Below are 23,326 nucleotides of genomic sequence, written 5' to 3'. Positions count from 1 at the left end.
TCCTTTATTTGATTTTGTTATATTTACAGAAACCTAAGATTTACGATGAAATTCAACGAAGACTCACGTGTTAAAATACCAGCTTTATTGCATTTGGCAAGACTAGGCTATACTTATATCTCAAGGTCAAAGCAATTTCGGTTGGAAGAAAACAATATATTTTCTGATATTTTTAAAGAAAGCATTTCAAATATAAATCCGGAACTTTCTTCGGGAGAGGTAACTAAACTTTTAGAAGATGTCAGTTTTAAATTAAAAAATGACGATTTAGGCAGAGACTTTTTTAAGCAATTGACTAATACTTCAGGAATAAAACTTATTGATTTTGATGATTTCGAGAATAATTCTTTTCATATTACTACAGAATTGACTTATAAAAATGGAGAAGAAGAATTTCGTCCGGATATTACTGTTTTAATTAATGGAATGCCATTGGTTTTTATTGAAGTTAAAAAACCAAATAATAAACAAGGCGTAATTGATGAAAGAAATCGTATCAACAGACGTTTTACCAATGCAGCTTTTAAAACGTTTACCAACATTACGCAATTGATGATTTTCTCCAATAATATGGAATATGAGGATGGCGTAATTGATCCTGTTTATGGCGCTTTTTATGCTACTTCTGCCAATGGGAATTTACATTTCAATTATTTTAGAGAAGAAGAAAATCTTAATCTTACCCATTTATTAAAACCTGAGAATGAGGATTTAGAAAACTCAATTTTAAGAGATAATAATATTGTTGCAATTAAAAATACAGATGAATTTCTAACGAATAAAGATTACAACAAACCGACCAATAGAATTTTAACCTCACTTCTTTCTAAAGATAGATTGGCTTTTATTTTACAATTTGGTTTGGCTTATGTGGAAGAAGAAATTGATGGTGTGAATGTGATTCAGAAACACATTATGCGTTATCCCCAGATATTTGCGACTAAGGCAATTAAAGCAAGTTTAGATAAATCTATTAAAAAAGGAATTATTTGGCATACGCAAGGAAGTGGTAAAACGGCTTTGGCATACTACAATGTGAAATTTCTGACTGATTATTATCAGAAGAAAAATATTATTCCGAAGTTTTATTTTGTGGTCGACCGATTAGATTTAGCTAATCAGGCGACGTCAGAATTTGGAATGAGGGGATTGATTGTAAAACGAGTTAATTCCCGAAGTGAGTTCCTGACAGACATTAAAACAATTAGTGCTTTACAAAACAGTACAGGCGAACCAGAAATTTCTGTAATTAATATCCAGAAATTCACTGAAGAAAGTACGGTTGAAAAAGTTTTAGATTATGACCTGAATATCCAACGAATCTATTTCATTGATGAAGCACACCGAAGTTATAATCCGAAGGGGAATTATCTTATCAATCTTTTAAAATCTGATGAGAATGCTATAAAAATTGCTTTAACAGGAACTCCACTTTTGAAAGAGGTCGCCAAAGATTACGATTCTAAAGCAATTTTCGGCGATTACATTCATAAATATTATTACAACAAATCTATTGCAGATGGTTACACTTTGCGATTGATACGAGAAGGTATCAATACGCAGTATAAGTTACAGATGCAGGATATTATGGATGAGATTTTGAAAAAAGGAACGATTAGCAAAAGTGATATTTTTGCACATCCAAAATTTGCAGAACCAATGTTAGAATATATTCTGACAGATTTAAAAGCATTCAGAAAAACCCACCAAGATGATTCGCTAGGAGCAATGGTGGTTTGCGATAGTTCTGATCAGGCAAAAGCACTCTTTGCAGAATTTGAAAAAATATACGGAACACAAACTCAAGATTATCTGAGTGTAGCAGAAGAAAAAGCGAAATATGGCAACAATGATTCTTTGAAAGCCTCGTTGATTCTGCACGACATCAATGATAAAGAGTATAGGAAAAAAGATGTAAAGTCTTTTAAGGCAGGAGATATTGATATTCTTTTTGTTTACAATATGCTGTTAACTGGTTTTGATGCGAAAAGATTAAAGAAATTATATTTGGCGAGAGTGGTAAAGCATCAAAATTTACTGCAAACTCTGACTCGTGTCAATCGACCTTATAAAAACTATAAATTCGGATATGTAGTCGATTTTGCTGATATTTCTAAAGAATTCAAAATTACCAACGATAATTATTTTCAGGAATTACAAAGTGAGTTGGGAGACGAAATGCAGAATTACAGCAATCTCTTTAAAACACGTGAAGAAATACAGGAAGACAAATCAAGAATAAAAGAATTTCTTTTTCAATACGATACCAGGAATGCTGAGAATTTTTCTGACCAAATCATTCAGATTTCAGATAAGAAAAGATTACAGGATATTATTAATATTCTCAGTTCTGCAAAAGAATTAAGGAACATTATTCGTTTACAAGGCGATGATGATTTATTAAACGGAATAGATTTCTTTAAATTAAATCAACTTCTGAAAGTTGTACAAGACAGGTTGGCAAGTATTAATTTTGTAGAAAACCTTGATAATGAAGACGAGAACAATAATCTGCTGAATGTAGCTCTGGAAGATATCTATTTTCAGTTTGTGAAAGTTTCTGAAGAAGAAATGATTATTGCTGTTCAGCTTCATAGTGATCTTCGTAAAACAAGAGAAGAATTACAAAGAAATATCGACCAGAAAGACCCTGAATTTATAACGTTAAGAGAAGAACTAGAAAGGATTTTTAAAAATAAAAATTTAGACGAAGTTTCACAAGAAGATATGAGGAGTAATATTACGTTGCTAAAATCTGTTTATGCTCGAGTAAATGAGCTTAATAATAAAAACTCCAATATCAATTCAAAATATAACAACGACGACAAATTTACCAGAATCCACAAAAGAATAATGGAAAAAGGAAGTATTTCTGCCCAGGAAACACAAATCCACGAAGCATTGATGGATACAAAAATAATGGTTGATCTTCTCGTTCTAAGCAATACCAATATCCTGAAAGATGGGAATGATTATTTTAGTGATGAAGTATTGAGCATCATTATACAAAAATTTATAGACAACAAAAAAATGAAACTTGACTTCGAAACGACCCAAAATATTAACCAGTTGGTTGTAAACGAATACAGACAACAATCTTATATCAACTAATGACAGATTTAGAATTTATATCGAACACAAAAAAGCTCATTGATGACCTAAAAAGTGTTTGTGCTAACTACGGTTTAGGAAACGACGGAAACGAATTTAAAATTATATCACAGACCTTTCTTTACAAATATATGAACGATAAGTTCAGCTATGAAGCAAAGAAAATTAATGAAACCTTAGCTGAAGCAAACGATTTTCAGAAGTCATACGAATCACTGTCGGACGAGGAAAGAAAATTTCTAATCGCCCGAATCGGAAACAAGGCACCAAAACTGCAACCAGAACATTTGATTTCTTATCTTTTCAACAATTCTACCAAAGCAAATTTTGCAGAAACTTATTTTGACGGAACATTGCGGAATATCAGCCTTGATAATTCTAATCTTTATTCCATAAAAACGGCAAGTGGTGTAAAAGATAAAATGTTTGATGATCTCAGCCAATTCATTACTGATTCTTCCCAAAGAGATGCTTTTGCACGAGCGTTGGTTAATAAATTAGTGAATTTCAGTTTTGAGAAAATGTTCCAAGAAAAATATGATTTCTTTGCGACCATTTTCGAATATTTGATCAAAGATTATAACAGTGACAGTGGTGGAAAATATGCCGAATATTATACACCTCACGCAGTTGCCAGAATTATGGCAGCTATTTTGGTAAAGGATGCTGTAACAAATGTGAAAGTGTATGACCCAAGCGCAGGTTCTGGAACACTTTTGATGAACATTGCTCACGCAATTGGAGAAAAAAACTGTTCGATTTACTCTGAAGATATTTCTCAAAAATCGAGTAATATGTTGAGGTTGAATTTAATTCTTAACAATCTTTCGCACTCTATCCCAAATATCATTAAAGGAAATACGATTTCTGAACCTTCTTATTTAAAAGAAAAGTTTGATTACATTGTTTCCAATCCGCCCTTCAAATTAGATTTTTCAGATTTTAGAAACGATTTGGATAAAGATAGTTTCAAAGAAAGATTTTTTGCGGGAATTCCCAATGTTCCGAAAGCAAAAAAAGACTCGATGTCGATTTATTTGCTTTTCATTCAGCATATTATGCACAGCTTAAGTACGACTGGGAAAGCCGCGATTGTTGTTCCTACCGGATTTATTACGGCGCAAAGCGGAATCGAAAAGAATATACGGGAAGCGTTAATCAATCGAGGTTGGTTGCGAGGTGTGGTAAGTATGCCAAGTAATATTTTTGCAAGTACGGGAACCAACGTTTCTGTGATTTTTATTGACAAAGAAGCAGATAATGAACATATTGTTTTGGTAGATTCTTCTAAATTGGGAAAAACCATAAAAGAAGGAAAAAACCAAAGAACAGTTTTAACCAGAGAAGAGGAAGAACGCATCATCAACGCAATGAATCAAAAGCTGCCTGAAGAAGATTTCTCAGTAGTGATCTCAGCAGAACAAATTAAAGAAAAGAATTACAGTTTTAGTGCAGGTCAATACTTTGAAGTAAAAATAGAATATGTTGAAATCACAGCAGAAGAATTTCAAAACAAGATGACTTCTTTTGAAAATAATTTGACAGCAATGTTTGCAGAAAGTGCAGAGTTGGAGAAGAAGATACAGGAAAATTTGAAAAAGTTGAGGTATGAGTAATTGGAAGCAAACATCTATCGGCGAATTTATAGATTTTAATCCTTCAGAAAGTTTACCAAAAAACGGAAAAGTAAAAAAGATTCCAATGGATAGGCTAGGAGTATTTGAACGGAAGATTAAAGGATATGAGTTTTCAGAATATAAATCTGGACCAAAATTCAGAAATGGAGACACCTTGGTTGCTAAAATAACTCCTTGTTTAGAAAATGGTAAAACTGCATACGTAGATATTTTAGATGATGAGGAAGTTGCATTCGGTTCTTCAGAATTTATTGTTCTAAGAGAAAATGAAAATTCAGATTCCAATTTCATTTATTATTTAGCGCGAAGTCCATTGTTTAGAGAAAAAGCTATAAGCTGTATGGAAGGGACTTCGGGAAGGAAAAGGGTAAATGAAGGAGCTTTAAAACGTCAAGAAATTTTAGTTCCAAATAATAAATTAGAACAACAAAAAATCGCATCTGTTTTATCCACAATAGATGATAAAATTGAGCTCAACAATCGGATAAATGATAATTTAGAGCAGATGGCAAAAACGCTTTATGATTATTGGTTTGTACAATTTGATTTCCCCGATGAAAACGGAAAACCCTATAAATCAAGCGGTGGCAAGATGGTTTGGAATGAAGTTTTGAAAAGGGAAATTCCGATTGGATGGGAACTTAAAATTATTGGCGATTATTGTAAATCTAGAGGAGGCTTTGCATTTAAGTCAAGTTGGTGGACTACTTTTGGAGAATCTGTTATAAAAATTAAAGATATTCAAGAAAACTGCACATTGAATCTAAGTGATTTATCTTTAGTCAATTTAGAAGGTAAGAATATTGATGATAAATTTAAAGCTAAAGCTGGAGATATTGTTATTGCAATGACGGGAGCTACTGTTGGAAAATATGCAATTGTACCTAACACCAACAAACAACTTTATGTAAATCAACGTGTTGGTTATTTTGATTTAGGTTTGTCGCCAACTATAAAATTGCCTTATTTAATAAATTCTTTAAATCAAAAATATTTTAGAGAAGCTATTTTCACATTGGCAAGTGGAGCAGCACAACCCAATATAAGTAATGAACAAATTAATAGCATACAATTATTAATGCCGACAAATCAGTTAATTGAAAATTTTAATTCTCAATTAAAATCAAGTTACGATAAGATTTTAAATAATCAGAATGAAAACCAACAACTTAGCTCATTACGCGACTGGCTTTTACCCATGCTGATGAATGGACAGGTAAAAGTTGAGTAATTTTGTAAAATAAATTATCATTTAGCTTATTGTTCAATGCAATTTTATTGTCAATATCTGTCAAGATATTGGCAATTTTTTGTTGATAATCAATTGGGAAATTAGGAATTTCAAAATCTAAAATCTGATTTTTATCTCCTCTAGGCATTTTAGTGCCTTTTGCTCCTTTCATCATATGCTCAAAAAAAGCATCTTGATGTAAATTGTAATAAATAAATCTTGGCGAAAATTCTGGATTCGTAGTAAAGTTCAAAACATCGGATGAACAAATTCCACTAGTATTTGAAAAATATATTTTTTTTAAATAAGGTCGTATGTTTGAGATTAATATATTATTAGGATAATAAGCAGGAAAAAATTCTCCATTTGGTGGCAAGGCAGTTGCTGTTTTGACACCTAATTTGTTGGTAAGCAAATTATCTGTTGTTATGAAGGTCTCAATATTAAGGCTTTCAGTATTCAAACGTTTTTTTGAATAAGAAACAGCTGAACTCAATTTTATTTTTTCTTTCATCAACTTATAAATTTTCGATGTGCAATTTTCACATTAGACTGATTCACCATTGCATAATGCAAGGTCGTATCAATCTTTACGTGACCTAATAATTTCTGTACTTGTTCAATCGGCATTCCCTTATCTATCGCCATTGTAGCCAATGTTCGTCTGAATTTATGCGGATGTACTTTATTGATTTGTGTTTTCAGTCCAAGCTTTCGTAGCACATTTTCTACGCCACCAATAGAAAGTCTTTGATGCGGTTTTGATAGTGAGACAAAGAGCGCTTCATTGTCATCAGTTCGGGTTTTCAGATATTGTTTTAAGTGAATTTTGGTTCGTGCATCAAAATAAACTTCCCTTTCTTTATTTCCTTTTCCGGTTACAATACAAGAACGTTCGTGGAAATCAATGTCTTTTCGGTTGATTTTCACAAGTTCACCTACACGAATTCCTGTTGAACTAAGAATTTCAATAAGCGTAAGATCTCTTATTTCCTTACAGTTGTCTCTTAAAATTTCTATTTCTTCATCACTCAAAATTTCTTTAATAATTCTAGGCGTTTTAACTTTATGAATTCTTCTCACTGGACTTTTTAAGATGTAATCCTCATCTTCTAAAAATGAGAAAAAGCTCGAAAATATCCGGCGTATATTATCAATGGTAACTTTACTTGAATTTTTACTTTCTTGATAATCCGAAAGATAGAATCTTAGATCGTTGGTAGAAATTTCGGTAACTTTTTTACTTAGCTTTTTAAAAAGTGTATCAATTGTTGAAAAATAATATTTCAACGATTTTTCAGAGCAACCTTCTACTTTTTTTGAAGAAATAAACAAGCTGAGAATAGATTGGTTATTTTCTGTAAAATGTTGATTTTCTATATTTTGATTGGTAATTTCTACATTGTGAAAACTCTGATGAATTACCTTTTCTAACATCATCATCTGCTGAAAATTCAAAACAGTATTCATTGCACTCATAATTTCTTGTTTCACTAATTCCCTCATTGGTTGCTATTTTATTTAAAATTTAAAAAACCACAAAGAAATGGAAAACAAAAATAGCTAAAGTTGGTGGCTAAATGATAATTTAGAGCAGATGGCAAAAACGCTATACGACTATTGGTTTGTACAGTTTGATTTCCCAAATGAAAACGGAAAGCCTTATAAATCAAGCGGTGGCAAAATGGTTTTTAATGAAGTTGTGAAGAGGGAGATTCCAGAAGGTTGGGAAGTGAAAAGTTTATATGATATTGCAGAATTTATAAATGGGCTAGCTTGTCAAAAATATAGACCATTAAATGAGAACGAGGATTATTTAGCCGTTATAAAAATTAAAGAAATGAATGATGGACTATCTCAAAACACTGAAAAAGTAACAGTTGACATTCCTGAAAAGCATAAAATTTATGATGGTGATGTTCTATTTTCTTGGTCAGCTACATTAGATGTAAAAATCTGGAGTTTAGGCAAAGGAGCATTAAATCAGCACATATTTAAAGTTACATCTTCAAAATATCCCAAATACTTTTACTTTTTTGAAATATCAAATTATTTGCAACATTTTAAAATGATGGCTGAATTGAGGAAAACAACAATGGGGCATATAACCAAAGATCATTTAATCGAAAGTAGAATTTCCGTTCCTCCTCTAAAAATAATTACAGAGTTAGAGAAAATAATAGATCCTTATTTAGAAAACATTTTAACGAACAGAAAACAAAACCAACAACTTAGCGATTTACGTGACTGGCTTTTGCCTATGCTGATGAACGGACAGGTAAAAGTGGAGTGATTTTGTAAAATAAATTATCATTTAACTTATTAAAATTAAGTTTTTAGGGATTCCCGTATTTTTTCTAAAATGCAAAAATGTAATTTTGTGGAACTAATGAATTTTTACAGGATTCAAGAATTTAAAATAAAAAAGTAAGAATGACAGTTCAAGAATATTTAGAATTACACAATAAGTCTTATCAAGTAATAACAGAAAATTATTTTTCAGATTTTAATGGCATATTTGAAAGTGAAAAAAATAAAAATTGGCTTGTTCCTATTGAAAGTAAACTAGATAAATTAAATAGTTCACAAAGTCGTCAAGATATTCAATATGTGATAGATGTTTTAAAGTCTGATCAGGATTTTAAAGAAAGCGATACGGATAAATTAGGTGTTTTTACTTCTAAAATTAATTCCATCGTTAAAGTTGCAGATCGAATAAACAATTTTAAAGAAAATACAACTCTTGAAGATGGAGCAAAATTAAGACTCTTTAATTTATTTAATACTATAAAATCTACAACGAATTTAAGTGATTTCAATTACGTTTTGAATAAGAATCTTAATTCATTTAAGTCACATATATTTTCTGTGATCAAGCATTGTCAGAATCCATTAATGTATCCTGTTTATTATCCGTTCTGGCAAAATTTAAGTAAGCATATCTTGAAGAGCAGTGCAAATTATGATGCTATGTGTGTTTTTTATAGCACGTTTCCAAAAGAAAACAGAACTTTAGCTTTTGGTAGCTATTTTGGTACTTTAGCTAAATTGTTAATTGAAGGAATAAAAGAAGAAAAAGAGGTAAACAAGAATGAAGTTATAGTCTACCTAAAGGAAAAAGTAATTAATATAAAGGAATATGTTGATTTATTAGACAAAATAAATACTGAAACAAATGATATGAAAAAATATTGGATCTATTCACCTGGTGAAAATGCTTACAAATGGGATGGTCTTTATGAGGAAGGAATAATGGCTTTAGGTTGGGATGATTTAGGAAACTTGAATGAATATAATAATAAAAATGAGATTCAACAAAAACTAATTTCAGTTTATGATAGTAAGACAAATCGGAATAATGACGCAATTGCCAATTACGATTTTGCAAATACAATAAATGTTGGAGACATAATAATTGTAAAAAAAGGGAGATATGAACTTTTAGGTTATGGTGAAGTTATTTCTGATTATTATTTTGATGAAGAAAAAGATGATTATAAACATTGTAGAAAAGTTGACTGGAAAGCAACAGGTAATTGGGGAGTAGGTCATACTTTAGTCATGAAGACCTTGACAGACATAACAACATACAACTCTGAAAAACTAATTGGCAAGAAATATTATGAAGAACTTTTATCTATTATTAAAGGTAACTTAATTTTACCCAGTGCGAATGAAAGTAAAATTTCAAAAATACTTCAATACAAAAAACAAATCATCCTCCAAGGTCCTCCTGGAACAGGTAAGACAAGATCAGCTAAAAATATAGCATTAGAAATGTTGGGTCTTTATGATGTGAATGAACTAGGAGACAGCGAACAATTCAAACTTATTCAATTTCACCCAAGTTATACCTATGAAGATTTTGTAAGAGGAATTATTGCAAAACCAAATCCTGATGGTGAAGGGATTTTTTTTGAAGCTGAGAACAAAACTTTGGGTTTATTTGCCAAAGAGGCTTTGAAAAATTATCAACTAAGTTCTGAAAAGATTTCATCAACAAATATTGATATATGGGTGAATGACAATTTTGAAGATTTTAAAAATGAAATAGAAAAAGATGTAGAAGAAAGCGAAATTAACTTATCTGGAAATATTAATTTGTTTAAAGTAGAGGTTGATAATTTTAGATATGGTAAAGATTGGGCTTCACCTTCTAGAATTAATTTTTCGGATTTCAAAATATTAATAAAAGCAGTTCTGGAAAGTCAATTAGTGATTTCATTACAAAAGATTCCAAAAGAACTTTCTGTTCACGCACATTATCGTTATACTTATTACAATGCTTTACTGAAAAAATTCTTTGATAATTATTCTTATAATGGGGAAACTTATTCAGAAACTCGGAAAAACTACGTCCTAATAATCGATGAAATCAACCGAGCTAATCTTTCATCTGTTTTAGGAGAACTCATTTATGCTTTAGAGTACCGTGGTGAAAATGTAGAGTCTATGTACAAAGTAGGAGATTCAAACAAATTAACTCTCCCCCCAAATCTATACATTATTGGTACAATGAATACCGCAGACAGAAGTGTCGGTCATATCGACTATGCAATTAGAAGACGTTTTGCTTTCGTAGATGTGTTGCCAAAAAATTTAGAATCAGAATTAAAAGATGATTTTAAGGTTGATCTTTTTGCTAAAGTTGCGTCATTATTTATTGAAAACTATGATGTAGCTATTGATTATTCGGATGAGAATGTGGTGATGAAAAAGTCAGAATATATGACTGGAGATTTCGATCCTAAAGATGTTTGGTTGGGACATTCTTATTTTATTCAGCATTATGAAAAAAATGAGATAGATGAAAATGTTAAAGAAAAACCTGTTGATTTTAGTTTTAGAATTAGGTATGAAATAAAACCAATCCTAGAAGAATATATAAAAGATGGCATTTTGAAGGAATCAGCAAGAAGTGTAATTAATTCTCTTTAATCGAAGATTAGAATGCTAAGAATTTCAGAACATTTTGAATATTATCATAATGACCATATTTCTATTTTTCAAAAAATTGAAAATTGGGAGCACTATTTTAATTTATCAACTTTAGAAGATAAAATAAATTTTGAAAATGATGAAGAAAAAAACTGTGTTTCCATTTCATTATATAGAAATTCTGAGGAAAACCAATACTCCTGCAGTATTTCTTCGTCTTATTATATTGGTTTAGATTGTTTTCCAAATTTAGGAGCGAACATCTATATTGAGCCAAAAATTAATAATGAAGAAAAACAAGTAAATTATGTGGAAATGCTTTTGGAATCATTGAAAGAACCAGAAAACTTTGAACATTTAGATGGACTAATTTCAACTAAATTTAATGAAGATTGGATTGAAATTGACAATCACTTACAACCACTTTTAACACCTTTTTTAATTGCCCAATTTTTATCTGTTGTAAAAGATTTAGTAAAGAAGGGCTTGAAAAAATCATATTACGAAAAGGTTGAAAATTTAAGCAATAAAGTTAAAGGAAAAGTATTGGTAGGACAACAAATCAAACAAAACATATTTAAAAATCGTTATACAAAAACAATTTGTAAATTTCAGGAATTTGGCTTTGATATTGAATTAAACCAATTTTTGAAATTTGTTTTATCTCGTGTTTCAATCCATTTGGAAGATTATTCGAAAAATTCAGACATTTATAAAAACTTGGTTGAAATTCAAAGATACTGCAATGGCGGTTTCCATCAGGTAAGCGATAATACTTTCAGTAAATTAGATTTTAAAGAGAGTAATCCGTTTTTTAAAAACTATAATCGTGCAATTCAATTAGGAAATCAAATTTTGGCATTAAATGACTACAATATTTCTAAAAACTCCAAAAAATCAAAAACATTGCATCCTCCATTTTGGATCGATATGAGTAAGTTATTTGAATTGTTTGTATTTGGAAAACTTCGTGATAAATACTCTTTAGAAGGAGAAGTGCAATATCATAAAAAATTCAATAAACAAGAACCAGATTTTATTCTAAATACAAATTGTGGAATAAAAGCAGTTGTAGATGCGAAGTACAAACCACGTTATTCTAGCGGAAATCCCACCATGGAAGATGCACGACAATTGGCTGGCTATACCAGATTAAATAGTGTTTATAAAGAATTGGGAATAGAGAATGATGACGTAATTTCTGCATATTTCATTTATCCCGGAAACTTAAATTTCACAGAAAAAGATCAGCATACTCAAGAAGATTTCAAAGTAAAAGAAGAGACTGAAGAAATTTCCCTTTTTGAAAGTTCATTCAGAGTTTCTTCTTCATATAAAAAAATGTATTTGCAAGAAATTAATTTACTTGTTAATTAAACTGTTCACTTTAGTGTTACACTATCAGTTTTTCGAAATCCTCAGTGTAAGTTGATCGTTCAATAATGTTTTTTAAACGAAAATGTCGAATGTCTCCTTTTCTTAATAAGCAATTTGCAATGATAAAAGTTTCTTCAATTTCATCTTCGTTTTCAAAAGTGCTAGTAGAGCAATTGGTTATTATTCTTTGTGTAAATCTTCCTTTTCTGTCGGTATAGTTGATTTCATAAAACTTATCTTTCTCCCAAGATAATTTTTTTATATCATTAAAGACGTTCGAAGAATAATCTGGAAATTTATCTTTAGCTAAATCTGTAATTTTAAATGTCGTTGCCTCAAAATTGAATTCTTGTACATAAGAAGATTTCACTTTTTTTGAGAAATAATCAGAATATACAATGCGTATTTTATGATTTAAAAGAATGATGTTGATGATTTCAACTAACGTATTATTAATTTGACTTTTAGTATGTCCTTCAAATGGAGTTATTTTTGGAATTTTAAATAATTTACTTCCACTCATACCCAATTGTATAATATCAATTTTTTCTTGATCAAAGATAACTTCCTCTACAATGTTAATAGGGATAAAATCTTCAGAAAATGATTGTTTAGAAGGGTTAAACCATTTGCATTTTAATAAGAATTTGCAAGAATCTTTTTTCAACGTACCATCTTTTGGATCTCGTCTATCTTTTAAAAATTTAGAATTTTCAACAACGTCAATTACGGTCATTACTGGCGGTAAAAAATCCATATAGGACTCAGTACGAAATTTTTCTTTATCACCTTCTTCACTCCAACTGATTTTCTTTTTCCCCAATTCTGCATCAGCAGTATTTAAAATCACTTGTTTTCCTTTATATTCGTTTTTTACAGCAGTTAATTCGGTTGAAACTGTTTTTTTTCCCGCAATGTCCTCTTCTATATTCTCTTTTTCTGCATTAGTAATTGGAGTTATTTCGTCAATATTAAACCAAAATTTTTCGTAATTACAATTTTTAGAGTTATAGAAAGTGCCCAAAACTTGTCCTAAAAGTTTTTCTTCATTCTCAGAATCTGGATTGAATTTATTTTGCTTCAATATTTCAGTTACTACCATTATTGGTGGTGTCATCAAAGCATTTGCTCCAATTTTCGTCTTTTGATTTAAAGAATAAGGGTGGTTTTTTAAAGAAATAAGATCACCAATTTGAAAGTTACTCATAGTAGTTATTTAGTTTTTTATTTTCCTATATTTGATGTACTCGTAGGAAGTTGATTTTTTACATCTAGTCAGGACTACAGGACTTCGGTCTTACTGCTTTTGCAGGATTAAAGTTTATCAAGCAGGTAATCTCCTACCAAGGAGCATCCACCTGTAAAGATAGCTAATAGGATTGTAATAATTGTTTTCATTAGATAATAATTTGCAGTTGAAGTTAAATCTTCGCCTAGTTTACGAACATTACAATGACTCAGTTAATGGGTACTAGTCCGCTCTTCGGAGGTATGTAAATTTAATAATCATTATTGCTAGAACTTTCTACGGGGTTTTTTATGAGAAATGATACTAACAAACCAAATTGGATGAAAACAAAGGGATATTTGCATTTGTCCCCGAGTTTACGCATCAATGAAAATTGGAAAAGTTATCAAAAGAAAATCCAAAATCCTTCTTTTATACAGAAATATGCTTTTTACCCTTTGATGCATTCAATCATCAAAGAAAGAAAATATAAGAAAGTAAATTCCGAAAAGCATTTAAATGAAAAAGAGAGGACTCATAATTTCAAACTTGATAATTTTAAATTTGAAAAAACTGCAAAGAAAAGACCACTTCATTATGCTACACATTTTGACGCTTTAATTTATGGATATTACGCCTCAATACTAAATGAATTGTATGAAACAGAATTAAAAAAAGATCTTGAACTTGATGGATGCGTTAATGCTTACAGGAAAATTATTTTAGATGAAAGTGGAAAAGGAAAGAGTACGATTCATTTTGCGAAAGAAGTTTTTGATGAAATTAAAAATCGTAGCGATTGCCAAGAGGAAGTAGGCGTACTAACTTTTGATATAGAAAGTTTTTTTTCAAGCTTAGACCATCAATTGTTGGAAAAAAAATGGAGTGATTTGTTGAATGAGGAAGAATTACCTCCAGACCATAAAAATGTATTCAAATCCTGCACAAATTTCAGTTATGTTTTAAGAGATGATTTGCGAATTAGGGTACAAAAAAGTGGTAAAAGATCTGGCTTTAATGAAAAAAAATTAGCAAAAATTAGAAAAGAAAAAGGTTTTAAAAGTTTTTTTGAGTCAAATGCAGATTTTCGAAATACTATTAAACAAGGTAAGTTAAGGATTTATAAAAACTCTTTCTATAGAATAATTGGTGAAGAAAAAATACAAGCTGGTATTCCTCAAGGATTACCGATAAGTGCCGTACTTGCAAATTTATATTTGTTGGATTTTGATAAAAACATTCTAGATAAAGTCGTAAAGGGTAAGGGTGGATTTTATAGAAGATATTCTGATGATATTATCATAGTTGCAAATGTAGATGATTTAGGAGAAATAAAAAATTATGTTGAAAATCTTATCAAACAAAGCAATCTAAAAATAAGTTCTTCAAAAACCGAATCTTTCGTTTTTAGAAAATCAATATATAATCAAGAACAAAAAAGTAGACTAACTTCCTTTAAGCAGGTTGAAGGTAATGAACGGAAAGGCGCGCCATTAATATACCTTGGATTTGAATTTCGAGGATTCAATACTTGTATAAAATCAACGAATATTGCTAAATTTTATAGAAGACTAATTTCTATCGTTCGACGAAGATCTAATCGAGCAATAAGAAACAAAAATGCGAATATTCCAAAAGCAGTGTTTAAAAATCAAATTAAAAAATTATACAAAAAACCGCTACGGGATTTAGATGGGGAAAATGGAGAAATTAAACAGACTTTTCGGAATAGAACATTTCTTGTGGAAAATGAAAGAAATGAGTTTTCAATGATCGTTAAACCATCTGTAAATAAAAATAAATCAAACTATTTTAGCTATATTAAAAGGTGTGAAAAAATTTTCGATAGTAAAATTTTTTCTAAACAGCTTCGGAAAAAAGAACATTTGCTAAACACCGCTATTGCAAAGCATTTGAATAAATAAGGCTTGTTTTGAATAATCAAACTGCAGGAATTTGTCAAAAGACGAGGTGTTGCGCTAATGTATTATGATTAAAGATTTATAAACCATATTTTGTCACAAATATTTACTAAATTTGTGACAATATTAATTCATAAAAACTGTGCAAACCACTCATAATCATATAGAAACCAAGATTAAGAAATCTTCTAAGGGAAAAATATTTTTCGCAGAAGACTTTCTGAAATTTGGCTCAGCTGAGAATATTCGGCAAGTTCTGCGTCGGTTGGAAGAGCAGGGAGTTTTGGTTCGGTTGGCTCACGGAATTTATTTGGTTCCCAAGAAAGATGAGCTTTTGGGAACGGTCTATCCAAGCATCGAAGAAATTGCAAAGGAAATTGCGAAAAGAGATAAAGCCAGAATTGCACCTACGGGAGCGATGGCAATGTATTTGTTGGGACTTTCTACCCAAATTCCGCTACACGCAGTTTATCTTACAGATGGTGCGCAAAGAGAAATTAAAATAAGAAAAAGCATCATTAAATTTAAGAAAACTGCCCCAAGGAATTTGGCGGTTAAGGATGAATTACTTCAGCTCATCATTCAAGCATATAAAATAACTGGCGAGAAAAATATTTCAGAAGATTTTGAGGAAAAACTTACAGTCTATATTAAGAAAATAGACGAGAAAGTATTAATGTCTCAATTGAAATATGCACCAGTTTGGATTCAGAAAAGAATAAAAAACAGATACCTTTCATAAAAATGTGGCATCAGCAACTTACTAAAGAACAAAGAATTGAAACCTTAAATCAACTCGCTCTATCAACAGGTTATGCGCCTTTTGCGATAGAGAAAGATTGGTGGGTTTGTATGGTGTTACGCGCTGTTTTTAAATCAAAATATAAAGACCAAATTATCTTCAAGGGTGGAACTTCTTTAAGCAAAGCTTATCAAATTATCGAACGGTTTTCGGAGGATGTCGATTTAATTATTGATAAAAATTTATTAGGATTTGCAGAAGATCCAGAAACCAAAACGCAAATGAAGAAACTTCGGAAGACCGCAGGAAAATTTGTAATCTCCGAATTTAGAGAAGAATTGGTTAAACAATTGGGAGAATTAGGGATTTCTGAGAATGAATGCAAAATTAAATATTCTGAAATTGTTGACGATCTTAGCGATCCAAATCACTTAGAATTAGTCTATAACAGTGTGATTCCACAAGAAAGTTATGTACAGCAAAAAGTTCTTATTGAAATGGGAGCAAGAGCAATGACAGAACCTTCGGAGAAAAAAATGGTACAATCATTTATAGAAAACCATTATAAAGATGCCCTTTTTTCATTGCCACAATTTGAAGTTTTGGTAACTGTTCCTACAAAAACATTTTTAGAGAAAATACTTCTACTTCACGAAGAATTTTCAAAACCAACAGAGAGAATTAGAAGCGAGAGAATGAGTCGTCATTTGTTCGATTTGCACCAACTTTATCATACAGAATATGGGAAAAGTGCACTAATTGATGATAGCCTTTTTGAAAGAATTGTTGATTTTAGAAAAAGAATGAATAATTCTAAGTGGATCAACTATGACAATCACAAAAAAGGTCTAATCAATATCATTCCTCCTCAAGAAATAATGAATAAATGGGAAGAAGATTACAGAATAATGCAGGGAAGTATGATTGTAGGCGAGAGTCCGAACTTCAAAACTTTAATTGAAATAATGAAGGAAATTATGGGTAAATTGAACAATTAATGAGATTCAGTAAGCTTAATGTTTAATAAATAATCTTTCACAAATTCTCTTATTTAGTATCATATTTGTACCATAAAAACATAACTAATTGATTTTCAATATCCGTTATTTTCGAAGAATAAGAATCAATTTTTCAATTTTAATCATACTCCAAAACCGGGTGAAAGAGCTTCCACTGATTTTATGGCTCAAAGAAAGCCAATGTCTGACAAAGAGTTTGAAAAATATGAAACGATGTTCCGACAGGTTCATAAAGAATTAAAAGAAGGAAAACGGAGATTAGCAGAATTTAATAATACCGAAACCAATCTTATCGAAGGAAAATTTTATTTAGTCGATGGTTTGTTAGCATATTTGGAAGTATCGAAAGCTGAAAAAATATTGAAAGAAAATACGTCTGGAGATCGAGTTCGATTAGAAGGTAGAACGGTAACGATTTTCGAAAATGGAACCAAATCGAATATGTTGTTTCGTTCTTTAGGGAAAGCCATCTTAAAAAACGGAAAATTAATTACAGATACTGCAGAAAATATTGAAGATGAACTGTGGAAAAACGCTGGAATTGTTTCAGAAGAAGATGTAAAGAGTGGTTGGATCTATATTTTAAAATCCAAATCTAGAAATTCAGAAATTTCTTCACTGAAAGATTTGTATAAAATTGGATTCTCAACTTCAAATGTTTCAGATAGAATTAAAAATGCGTCAAAAGAAGCTACTTATCTTTTTGCAGATGTAGATATGGTGGCAACTTATAAATGTTATAATTTAAACACCCAAAACTTCGAATCTTTGCTACATCGTTTTTTTGGAGAATGCTGTTTAAATGTGGATGTTTATAATGCAAAAAACAAAGAATCACCCCCAGAGAATGGTTTGTAGTTCCCCTAGAAATCATTGATGAAGTGATCAATCTTATAATTTCTGGTGAGATATTGAACTACAGCCACGATGTTAAAAATCAAAAATTAGTTTTGAAGTAATGGCTGAATATAGATTTGCACCCTTCTAAAAATTATATTTCATTAATTTCAAACGCACATTTCAATAAGAGGAAACTTTGTGACAATATTAATTTTTGAGGGATAGTTTTCATATAACATTTATTTACACAATGAAAATCCAATACTGCTCCGATCTTCACTTAGAATTTCCCGAAAACAAAAAATATCTTTTGGAAAATCCTATCATTCCCACTGCTGAAATTTTAGTTTTAGCAGGAGATATTATTCCATTTGCAATTTTAGATCAGCATCAAGAGTTTTTTGATTATTTGTCAGATCATTTTGAAATGGTTTTTTGGATTCCCGGAAACCATGAATATTATCACAGCGACATTCATCAACGAACAGGAAGTTTTGAAGAAAAAATAAGAGAGAATGTAATTTTACTAAATAATAAAGTGAAATCTTTCGGAGAAACGAAACTCATTTTTTCAACATTATGGTCTTATATTTCACCGCAGAATAAATTTGAAATTCAACAATCACTCAACGATTTTAGATTGATAAAAAATGCAGGAAAAGCTTTTGATACCAAAGTTTACACGAATTTATTTTTTGACAATTTTAATTTTTTGAAGACTGCAATTTTAGAAGAAAAATCCTTTAAGAAGGTCATTGTAACTCATCATGTTCCTACGATGTTGAATTATCCTCCTCAATACAAAGGAAGTGCGATTAATCAGGCATTCGCAACGGAATTATCAGAATTTATTGAAGAAAATGAACTTGATTATTGGCTTTATGGTCATCATCATTACAATTCTGAAATTTTTGAAATTGGAAAAACGAAACTTCTAACCAATCAACTTGGATATGTTCGTAGTAACGAGCATTTGGGTTATAGAAACAATGCTATTTTTGACATTCAATATTTAGGATAATATAAAATGAGAAAAAATCATTTTTTTAATAATAATTATAAAAAAATACACCCACTTAAAGATAAGTGGGTGTAGAAATGGGTGTTGATGTTGTAATTAACTGATTTTCAACACTAAAAGCAGAGAGGAAGGGATTCGAACCCTCGATACAGTTACCCGTATACTACCTTTCCAGGGTAGCTCCTTCAACCACTCGGACACCTCTCTAATTGAGATTGCAAAAATAGAGTAATTTCTGGAATCTGCAAATTATTATGCAAAATTAGTCAGTAATTTCTCCGCAAAGGCTTCTGGTGAAGTTGTCGGCAAATGTTCCTGAGTAATTAGGATTGTCTATAAGATGCATCGCTTTGGTGATCGCCGTTTCAGCGGTCATATCCCTTCCGCTGATCGCTCCGATTCTTGAAAAGATATTGCTGTTCTCATATTTCCCAAAGGAGATACCACCTGATATACACTGACTTACCACAACAATTTCGGTTCCGTTGTTTCGGATTTCCTGAAGCGTTTCCTGCGTCTTTTCACTGCTGAAAATGGTTCCAGAACCGAAAACCTGAAGAATTAAAACCTTCATTTTAGGGATTTCCTTAAAGTGACTCAGATGCATTCCCGGAAAAATTCTCCAGAAAAGAATATCTTCAGAAATATGTTCATCCACATGGAATTCTATCCCGGAATCACAACGGTACAGATTATCCTTCATAATATTTAAATGAACTCCGGACTGTCCCAGGATAGGGTAATTCGGGCTGGAATAGGCATCAAAATACTCCGCAGAATATTTCAGCGTTCTGTTTCCCCGTAATAATTTATATTCAAAATAAACGGCCACCTCCTGAATAACGGCTTCGTCATTTTCATAAAGACTGGCGTAATAAAGACTGGTCAGAAGATTTTCCTTGGCATCCGTTCTCAAATCTCCGATCGGAAGTTGTGAACCTGTCATAATCACAGGCTTTCTCAATCCTTTTAACATGAAACTTAAAGCAGAGGCGGTATACGACATGGTATCGGTTCCGTGAAGGATCAGAAAACCGTCATACAGTTCATAATTTTTGAGAATATAATTCGCGATCACCTTCCATTCCTCAGGTCCCATATCCGAAGAATCCAGCGGTTTTGCAAAAGGATGCACAAACACTTCGCATTCCATTAATTTCATTTCGGGCATTTTTTCGAAAATATTTCCAAAATCAAATGCGCGGAGGCTTCCGGTTTCATAATCTTTTTCCATACCGATGGTTCCTCCGGTATAGATGAGCAGGACTTTTCGTTTCATGAATTACTTTTTAGTAAGAAATTGAGCCTCGTTCAGGTTCATAGCCCAAAATTACGTTAATTTGCAAAGATTTGAAAATGAATGGAAGATTTAGCGCAAACTTTTGATTATTTAAAACAGTTTTTAACAGAGGAAAGACTCTCAAAAATAGAACATTTCTCCAGTGAAAGTTCCGATTTTGTCCTTCCTGTGATGGATGACGTCTATCAGTTCAGAAATGCGGCAGCCATTATAAGATCCGTGGAAGCCTGTGCTTTTCATAAGGTCGTGGCGATGGAGGAGGAGAATGTTTTCGATCCTAACCTTACGGTAACCAAAGGAGCCGAAACCTGGGTGGAAGTTGAGAAAATGTCTAAGAATATCGCTTCCCTGCAGAATATTAAAGACAGGGGGTATAAAATTCTGGCCGTATCACTGGAAAAAAATGCCGTGATGCTTCCTGACTATCAGATTACAGAACCTATCGCTCTTGTATTTGGAACCGAGATGGAAGGCGTATCGGAAGAAGTAATAGATTTCGCAGACGAAACGCTGGCGATCCCGATGTATGGTTTGACCAGAAGCTACAATGTTTCCGTAGCAGCAGGAATTTGTATGTATGAACTGAAGCAGAAGCTGATCAAATCAGGTATTGATTATAAATTAAGTGAAGAAAAACGGATGAAAATGAAGATCCGTTGGGCCGTGAATTCAATGCGAAGCGGAAAGCAGATCTTTGAAAAATATCTCAGAGATCATCATCTTGAAATGTAGAATGATGTGATGATGAGATAATTTGATGATGAATGAATTTTCCTAACGTCTAATCCCTATCCTTTCATCATATTGAAATAATTCCAGGCCGCCACAAATATACCCGCCGTTTCTGTTCTCAACCTCTGATTTCCAAGTGAAACCGCTTTTATGTTGCTGTCAGATAGAAATTGAATTTCCTTTTCCGAGAAATCTCCTTCAGGACCAATCAAAAAAGTAAGTTTTTCTAATAAAGGAATGTTTTTAAGTTCCAACCTTTCCAGATTTTCATGACAGTGTGCCACGAAAGTATGTTCAGGATCAATATTTTTTAGGAAATCAGTAAGTTTTACCATATCATGGATGACAGGAAAATGAAACCTCAGACTTTGTTTAGACGCAGCAACAGCCTGTTTTCTGATCTTATCAATATTAATATTTTTACGTTCAGTTTTTTCAGTCTGTAAAATGGTAATCTCACAAATACCCATTTCTACAACTTTTTCTACAAAAAACTCAATTCGGTCAATATTCTTCGTCGGAGCAATAGCAATGTGAAGTTTTGGATTAAAATCAAGAGTATTTGTTTTAATTTCAGAAACCTCAATATTCGCTTTCTTGCCTTCGATCAATAGTTTTCCGGAAACTACATTTCCTTTCCCGTCTGTTACGTGAATTTCTTCACCATCCTTCATCCGAAGAACTTTGACAATGTGCTGTTGTTCTTCGTCATTAATGATTGCTTTTCCGTTACTGATTTCGCCAAAAAAAAGTTTCATACATTGATATTTAGAATGCGTCTGAATTGTATTGATAAGTGATGATTAAAAGCTAATTTCATTATCGCTTAAAAATGCTACACCGGTTTTTATTGTGGTATAAATATCACCTTCACAATCTCTGTATGAACATGCGTAAATTTCTTCAACCCACTTATTGTTCATAAAAATTAAATTCAAATATTCGTTTTTTCTTAAATTATTTTTGATGGATAGATAATCTCCTTCTTTGGGTTCGTAAGTAAAACTGAATACATTTTCTGAATTGATTTTCTCTACGATCTCTTCCTTTATATTTTGAACATATCCAATTTCTGAACTGATCATTAAATAATCTTCATCTTCCGTTTTTTCCGTCACTTCATTTTTTCCGGTAATCGTTTCTAAAACCCAATAATATTTCGAGTTCTTTTTAGATTGGGTTCCCAGTACTTTTTCTTCTAAGAGTATTTTCATAAATCATATTTTGCGGTTGCGGACGTTTTCATATCCGTAAATTCTCCTCGCTCATATTTCAGTTGAGCCACCATTGCGATCATCGCCGCGTTGTCTGTTGTATATTCAAATTTTGGAATGTAAATATTCCAGCCTGATTTTTCATGATGATCCTGCATCGCCTTTCTCAAAGCAGAATTGGCAGAAACTCCACCTGCGATGGCCACTTCTTTTACATTTAATTCTTTAGCTGCTTTTTCAAGTTTAGTCATCAGAATTTCAACGATTGTTCTTTGAACGGAAGCACACAGATCATTCAGGTTTTCTTTAATGAAATCCGGGTTTTTTCTCACCTCTTTCTGAATAAAATAAAGAACAGAAGTTTTGATCCCGCTGAATGAATAGTCATAATTTTCCATTCTTGGTTTGTTGAACGTAAAGGCATCAGGATTTCCTTCCTTGGCCAGTCGATCTATAATTGGTCCTGCCGGATAGTCCAGATCAAAAATCTTCCCGATCTTGTCAAAAGCTTCTCCTGCAGCATCGTCAATCGTTTTTCCGATAATTTCCATATCAAAATAGTCCTTTACCAGCACGATCATCGTATGCCCGCCGCTTACGGTAAGACACAGAAACGGGAATTGAGGCGGCATAGGATTTGCATCTTCGATGAAATGGGCTAAAATGTGGGCCTGGAGATGGTTAACTTCAATTAACGGGACATTTAAACTCATTGCCAAAGACTTAGCAAACGAGGTTCCTACAAGAAGAGATCCTAAAAGTCCCGGACCCCGTGTAAATCCTATAGCTGAAATAGCATTTTGTTGTATATTTGCTTTAGTAATAGATTTTTCAACAACGGGGATTATATTTTGCTGATGTGCTCGCGATGCAAGTTCCGGGACCACACCTCCATATTCTTTATGGATGGCCTGATTCGCAGCAATGTTCGACAGAATACAGTTTCCCTTGATGATAGCTGCTGAGGTGTCGTCGCAGGACGATTCAATACCTAAAATTATAGAGTCGCTCATA

The 23,326-nt window shown here is 31.8% G+C and carries 19 protein-coding genes and 1 tRNA gene; 12 read left to right on the top strand and 8 right to left on the bottom strand.

What is annotated here, in order from left to right; genetic code table 11:
- Positions 1-45 precede the first annotated feature (45 nt).
- The 3 genes from EG346_RS01150 to EG346_RS01140 are packed head-to-tail and all read left to right on the top strand — an operon-like array spanning position 46 to position 5,979.
- Positions 46-3,111 carry a type I restriction endonuclease subunit R gene (locus tag EG346_RS01150; RefSeq protein ID WP_123876722.1) on the top strand — a complete coding sequence of 1,022 codons (3,066 nt, stop codon included), beginning with the start codon at positions 46-48 and terminating at the stop codon, positions 3,109-3,111.
- A complete protein-coding gene (locus EG346_RS01145; RefSeq protein ID WP_076783272.1) occupies positions 3,111-4,727 on the top strand; it encodes an HsdM family class I SAM-dependent methyltransferase in 1,617 nt (538 codons plus the stop codon). Before EG346_RS01150 ends, EG346_RS01145 begins: the two co-directional genes overlap by 1 nt.
- Positions 4,720-5,979, top strand: a complete 1,260-nt coding sequence (locus EG346_RS01140) for a restriction endonuclease subunit S (RefSeq protein WP_123876721.1) — start codon at positions 4,720-4,722, stop codon at positions 5,977-5,979. The genes EG346_RS01145 and EG346_RS01140 overlap by 8 nt, the downstream gene beginning before the upstream one ends.
- Here the strand turns inward: EG346_RS01140 and EG346_RS01135 are convergent.
- Both EG346_RS01135 and xerA read right to left on the bottom strand, forming a co-directional pair.
- Positions 5,918-6,493, bottom strand: coding sequence for a restriction endonuclease subunit S (locus EG346_RS01135; protein WP_123876720.1), 576 nt, complete (start codon positions 6,491-6,493; stop codon positions 5,918-5,920). The two genes, EG346_RS01140 and EG346_RS01135, sit on opposite strands and share 62 nt — an antisense overlap.
- On the bottom strand, positions 6,493-7,458 hold the full coding sequence (gene xerA, locus EG346_RS01130; RefSeq protein WP_228426493.1) for a site-specific tyrosine recombinase/integron integrase: 966 nt from the start codon (positions 7,456-7,458) through the stop codon (positions 6,493-6,495). Before xerA ends, EG346_RS01135 begins: the two co-directional genes overlap by 1 nt.
- 118 nt (positions 7,459-7,576) lie before the next feature.
- Between xerA and EG346_RS01125 the strand changes: the two genes are divergently transcribed.
- The 3 genes from EG346_RS01125 to EG346_RS01115 all read left to right on the top strand — a co-directional run bounded on the left by EG346_RS01125 (position 7,577) and on the right by EG346_RS01115 (position 12,294).
- Positions 7,577-8,272 carry a restriction endonuclease subunit S gene (locus tag EG346_RS01125; RefSeq protein ID WP_123876719.1) on the top strand — a complete coding sequence of 232 codons (696 nt, stop codon included), beginning with the start codon at positions 7,577-7,579 and terminating at the stop codon, positions 8,270-8,272.
- A 140-nt stretch (positions 8,273-8,412) separates the two neighbouring features.
- Entirely contained in the window at positions 8,413-10,917 is a 2,505-nt protein-coding gene (locus EG346_RS25005) for a DUF8426 domain-containing protein (protein ID WP_228429366.1), read from the top strand.
- Between the two features lie 12 nt (positions 10,918-10,929).
- Positions 10,930-12,294: a 5-methylcytosine restriction system specificity protein McrC gene (locus EG346_RS01115; RefSeq protein ID WP_123876718.1), complete on the top strand. Its 1,365-nt coding sequence runs from the start codon at positions 10,930-10,932 to the stop codon at positions 12,292-12,294.
- A 16-nt stretch (positions 12,295-12,310) separates the two neighbouring features.
- Here the strand turns inward: EG346_RS01115 and EG346_RS01110 are convergent, their stop codons facing one another.
- Positions 12,311-13,501 carry a hypothetical protein gene (locus EG346_RS01110; protein ID WP_123876717.1) on the bottom strand — a complete coding sequence of 397 codons (1,191 nt, stop codon included), beginning with the start codon at positions 13,499-13,501 and terminating at the stop codon, positions 12,311-12,313.
- Positions 13,502-13,863: 362 nt separating this feature from the next.
- Here EG346_RS01110 and EG346_RS01105 point away from each other — a divergent pair, with 362 nt between their 5' ends.
- From EG346_RS01105 to EG346_RS01085, 5 genes are all read left to right on the top strand, one after another.
- A complete protein-coding gene (locus EG346_RS01105) occupies positions 13,864-15,447 on the top strand; it encodes a reverse transcriptase domain-containing protein (protein ID WP_228429364.1) in 1,584 nt (527 codons plus the stop codon).
- Between the two features lie 139 nt (positions 15,448-15,586).
- The gene (locus EG346_RS01100; RefSeq protein ID WP_076782969.1) at positions 15,587-16,186 is read left to right on the top strand and encodes a DUF6088 family protein; all 600 of its coding nucleotides are present in this window, start codon (positions 15,587-15,589) and stop codon (positions 16,184-16,186) included.
- Entirely contained in the window at positions 16,147-17,184 is a 1,038-nt protein-coding gene (locus EG346_RS01095) for a nucleotidyl transferase AbiEii/AbiGii toxin family protein (protein WP_228426482.1), read from the top strand. Before EG346_RS01100 ends, EG346_RS01095 begins: the two co-directional genes overlap by 40 nt.
- 201 nt (positions 17,185-17,385) lie before the next feature.
- Positions 17,386-18,063, top strand: coding sequence for a GIY-YIG nuclease family protein (locus tag EG346_RS01090; RefSeq protein ID WP_076782970.1), 678 nt, complete (start codon positions 17,386-17,388; stop codon positions 18,061-18,063).
- Between the two features lie 232 nt (positions 18,064-18,295).
- Complete coding sequence (locus EG346_RS01085; protein ID WP_123876716.1) at positions 18,296-19,066, top strand: metallophosphoesterase; 771 nt, start codon at positions 18,296-18,298, stop codon at positions 19,064-19,066.
- Positions 19,067-19,186: 120 nt separating this feature from the next.
- Here the strand turns inward: EG346_RS01085 and EG346_RS01080 are convergent.
- Positions 19,187-19,273 (bottom strand) — tRNA-Ser (locus EG346_RS01080).
- A gap of 55 nt (positions 19,274-19,328) precedes the next feature.
- Positions 19,329-20,345, bottom strand: coding sequence for an asparaginase (locus EG346_RS01075; protein WP_123876715.1), 1,017 nt, complete (start codon positions 20,343-20,345; stop codon positions 19,329-19,331).
- 81 nt (positions 20,346-20,426) lie between these two features.
- Between EG346_RS01075 and EG346_RS01070 the strand changes: the two genes are divergently transcribed.
- Positions 20,427-21,098 (top strand): TrmH family RNA methyltransferase, encoded by a 672-nt coding sequence (locus tag EG346_RS01070; protein ID WP_123876714.1) that lies wholly within the window; start codon positions 20,427-20,429, stop codon positions 21,096-21,098.
- A gap of 56 nt (positions 21,099-21,154) precedes the next feature.
- Here EG346_RS01070 and EG346_RS01065 read toward each other — a convergent pair whose 3' ends face one another.
- Genes EG346_RS01065 through tsaD form a run of 3 tightly spaced genes read right to left on the bottom strand, consistent with a single transcriptional unit; the run spans position 21,155 to position 23,325 of the window.
- A complete protein-coding gene (locus EG346_RS01065) occupies positions 21,155-21,856 on the bottom strand; it encodes an RsmE family RNA methyltransferase (protein WP_073333368.1) in 702 nt (233 codons plus the stop codon).
- A 45-nt stretch (positions 21,857-21,901) separates the two neighbouring features.
- Positions 21,902-22,312, bottom strand: coding sequence for a hypothetical protein (locus EG346_RS01060; RefSeq protein ID WP_073333371.1), 411 nt, complete (start codon positions 22,310-22,312; stop codon positions 21,902-21,904).
- Positions 22,309-23,325: a tRNA (adenosine(37)-N6)-threonylcarbamoyltransferase complex transferase subunit TsaD gene (gene tsaD / locus EG346_RS01055; protein WP_073333374.1), complete on the bottom strand. Its 1,017-nt coding sequence runs from the start codon at positions 23,323-23,325 to the stop codon at positions 22,309-22,311. Before tsaD ends, EG346_RS01060 begins: the two co-directional genes overlap by 4 nt.
- Position 23,326 lies beyond the last annotated feature (1 nt).

The organism is Chryseobacterium carnipullorum, assembly GCF_003815695.1.
In the GTDB taxonomy this organism is placed as follows: Bacteria; Bacteroidota; Bacteroidia; order Flavobacteriales; family Weeksellaceae; genus Chryseobacterium; species Chryseobacterium carnipullorum.
Note: the sequence above shows the minus strand (reverse complement) of the source record. Positions and strands in the feature narration are given on the sequence as shown.

Excerpts from the sequence above, each read along its gene's own strand:
- EG346_RS01135 (WP_123876720.1), bottom strand. The coding sequence starts at position 6,493 with ATGAAAGAAAAAATAAAATTGAGTTCAGCTGTTTCTTATTCAAAAAAA.
- EG346_RS01150 (WP_123876722.1), top strand. The coding sequence starts at position 46 with ATGAAATTCAACGAAGACTCACGTGTTAAAATACCAGCTTTATTGCAT.
- EG346_RS01110 (WP_123876717.1), bottom strand. The coding sequence starts at position 13,501 with ATGAGTAACTTTCAAATTGGTGATCTTATTTCTTTAAAAAACCACCCT.
- EG346_RS01065 (WP_073333368.1), bottom strand. The coding sequence starts at position 21,856 with ATGAAACTTTTTTTTGGCGAAATCAGTAACGGAAAAGCAATCATTAAT.
- EG346_RS01075 (WP_123876715.1), bottom strand. The coding sequence starts at position 20,345 with ATGAAACGAAAAGTCCTGCTCATCTATACCGGAGGAACCATCGGTATG.
- EG346_RS01105 (WP_228429364.1), top strand. The coding sequence starts at position 13,864 with ATGAAAACAAAGGGATATTTGCATTTGTCCCCGAGTTTACGCATCAAT.
- EG346_RS01090 (WP_076782970.1), top strand. The coding sequence starts at position 17,386 with ATGTCTGACAAAGAGTTTGAAAAATATGAAACGATGTTCCGACAGGTT.
- EG346_RS01060 (WP_073333371.1), bottom strand. The coding sequence starts at position 22,312 with ATGAAAATACTCTTAGAAGAAAAAGTACTGGGAACCCAATCTAAAAAG.
- EG346_RS01145 (WP_076783272.1), top strand. The coding sequence starts at position 3,111 with ATGACAGATTTAGAATTTATATCGAACACAAAAAAGCTCATTGATGAC.
- EG346_RS01115 (WP_123876718.1), top strand. The coding sequence starts at position 10,930 with ATGCTAAGAATTTCAGAACATTTTGAATATTATCATAATGACCATATT.
- EG346_RS01070 (WP_123876714.1), top strand. The coding sequence starts at position 20,427 with ATGGAAGATTTAGCGCAAACTTTTGATTATTTAAAACAGTTTTTAACA.
- tsaD (WP_073333374.1), bottom strand. The coding sequence starts at position 23,325 with ATGAGCGACTCTATAATTTTAGGTATTGAATCGTCCTGCGACGACACC.
- xerA (WP_228426493.1), bottom strand. The coding sequence starts at position 7,458 with ATGAGTGCAATGAATACTGTTTTGAATTTTCAGCAGATGATGATGTTA.
- EG346_RS01085 (WP_123876716.1), top strand. The coding sequence starts at position 18,296 with ATGAAAATCCAATACTGCTCCGATCTTCACTTAGAATTTCCCGAAAAC.
- EG346_RS01140 (WP_123876721.1), top strand. The coding sequence starts at position 4,720 with ATGAGTAATTGGAAGCAAACATCTATCGGCGAATTTATAGATTTTAAT.
- EG346_RS01125 (WP_123876719.1), top strand. The coding sequence starts at position 7,577 with ATGGCAAAAACGCTATACGACTATTGGTTTGTACAGTTTGATTTCCCA.
- EG346_RS25005 (WP_228429366.1), top strand. The coding sequence starts at position 8,413 with ATGACAGTTCAAGAATATTTAGAATTACACAATAAGTCTTATCAAGTA.